Here is a 2,013-nt window from a genome sequence, read left to right on the forward strand (position 1 = left end):
TGTCAACGCCGATTTAAATCTGACCCACTTTTCGTTGGATCGCCGAAGTAAATCTGACCCACCCGGGGTCTTGTTCGTTGCGCGGTTCGACTGCTCAGGGCCGGGGCCAAGACAGCCGAACCGCGTTGCCTCGGTCATGCCGTCGCCGTCACCCTCGCGGCCGTTTGCCCGGCCTTGCGTTTGTCCTTCAACCGGTAGCTCTCTCCGCCGATCTGCACGATGTGGGCATGGTGCAGCAGACGGTCGAGCATCGCTGCTGTGAGCGTCTGGTCGTCGGCGAAGGCGCTGTGCCACTGCGTGAACGGCAGGTTGCTGGTGAGCACCATCGAGCCGCGTTCGTAGCGCTTGGCCACGACGTTGAAGAACAGGTTGGCCTCATCGCGCCCGAACGGCAGGTAGCCGATCTCATCGACCACCAGCAGCTTCGGCCCGAGTACCGCGCGGTTGAAGTAGTCCTTGAGCCGGTTCTGCGCCTTGGCCGCAGCCAGTTGCATCATCAGGTCGGCTGCGGTGATGAAGCGTGCCTTGTGTCCGGCCATGACGGCGCGCTGGCATAGCGCCAGGGCGATGTGGGTCTTGCCCACGCCGCTTGGCCCAAGCATCACCACGTTTTCGGCACGCTCGACGAAGGCCAGGTGGCCGAGCTCGACGATCTGCGCCTTCGGGGCACCGCCGGCCTGGGCCCAGTCGAACTGCTCGAGTGTCTTGATGGCCGGCATCGTCGCAAGGCGCATCAGCACCGTGCGCTTGCGCTCCTCGCGGGCAGCCTGCTCGCTCGTGAGCACACGCTCCAGGAAGTCGGCGAAGCTGGCGTCGTCGCGCGCGGCGTCCTGTGCGAGAGCCGGCCAGTCGTTGCCCAGTCGCACGAGCTTCAGCTGCTCGCACAGCTCGGCGATGCGGGCGTGCTGCAGGCCCATCACACCACCTCCAGCAAGGCGTCGTACACGCACAGCGGATGCTGCAGGCTCTGCAGCGGCAAGACGACACGCTGGTGTATCGGTGGTGGCGCCTTCAGCGCCGGTGCCGCCAACATGACTGCACGCTCCTCTGCCAGGCGCACGGCCGGCACCGCCTTGGTGGTGGCATGCACACGGGCATTGGCGACTTCGTCGAGCCAACGCCGGACGTGGATGTTGGCCAGGTGAGCATCGAGCCGAAGCCCGCTGGCCTCCAAGGTGGCCGCCAGCGGGACCACGAAGCTGCCCTTGAGGTAGGAGTTGAAGCGCTCGACCTTGCCCTTCGTCTTGGCGCGATAGGGGCGGCACAGACGAGGCTTGAAACCGCAGGTATCGGCGAGCTCGCGCAGTGCGCTGTTCCAGCGGTGCTGGCCTTCGCCGTAGGCATCGCGCTCGATGACGACTGCCTTGGTGTTGTCGAACAGCACATGCTCGGGCACGCCGCCGAAGTAATCGAACGCCTCGCGCAGGCCGGTGCACAGGGTGGTCATGTCCTCGCCTGCGCACGCCACGAACTTCACGTAGCTCGCCCGGCTGTAGCCCAGGGTGGCGACCAGCGCCAGCAGCGGATCGCGCCCCCGGCGCACGTAAGTGAAATCCACCTGCATCTGCTGACCCGGGGGCGTCTCGAAGCGCACCAGCGGCTCGGGCTCGGACTGCTTGAGCGGGGCCAGGAAGGCCTTGAGCTGGCTGATGCCGCCCGTGTAGCCGCGCCCCTGGATCTCGCGCAACAGCACGGTCGCCGGGATCCAGCGCGGATGCGCCTGCACGACGCGCTCACGCAGATAGGACTGGTAGCCGTCGAGCTTGCAGGCCCTGGACTCGCGCGGGCCGTAGCGCCGCGCATCTTGATCGCGCAGGTACCTGCGCACGGTGTTGCGCGAGCACTCCAATTGCTTCGCGATCGCTCTGACACTCTCGCCCCTGCGGGCCATCACACGTATCTCCACTGCCTGCTCCTGAGTCAACATCAGCAGCCTTCAAAAGGCCACCATCGTGGCCCAGGTGGGTCACTTTTACTTCGGCGCTGTGGGTCAGTTTTACATCGGCGCTAACA

Annotated in this window: 2 protein-coding genes; both read right to left on the reverse strand. The window is 65.8% G+C overall.

Translation table 11 applies throughout. The features are described from left to right. Positions 1 to 134 precede the first annotated feature (134 nt). Positions 135 to 917, reverse strand: coding sequence for an IS21-like element ISXci1 family helper ATPase IstB (gene istB / locus LL964_RS20025; RefSeq protein WP_104588972.1), 783 nt, complete (start codon positions 915 to 917; stop codon positions 135 to 137). Beyond that, on the reverse strand, positions 917 to 1,927 hold the full coding sequence (istA, locus tag LL964_RS20030) for an IS21-like element ISXci1 family transposase (RefSeq protein WP_104588973.1): 1,011 nt from the start codon (positions 1,925 to 1,927) through the stop codon (positions 917 to 919). Before istA ends, istB begins: the two co-directional genes overlap by 1 nt. Positions 1,928 to 2,013: the final 86 nt, after the last annotated feature.

It is taken from the genome of Xanthomonas melonis (assembly GCF_020783655.1).
Lineage (GTDB): Bacteria > Pseudomonadota > Gammaproteobacteria > Xanthomonadales > Xanthomonadaceae > Xanthomonas > Xanthomonas melonis.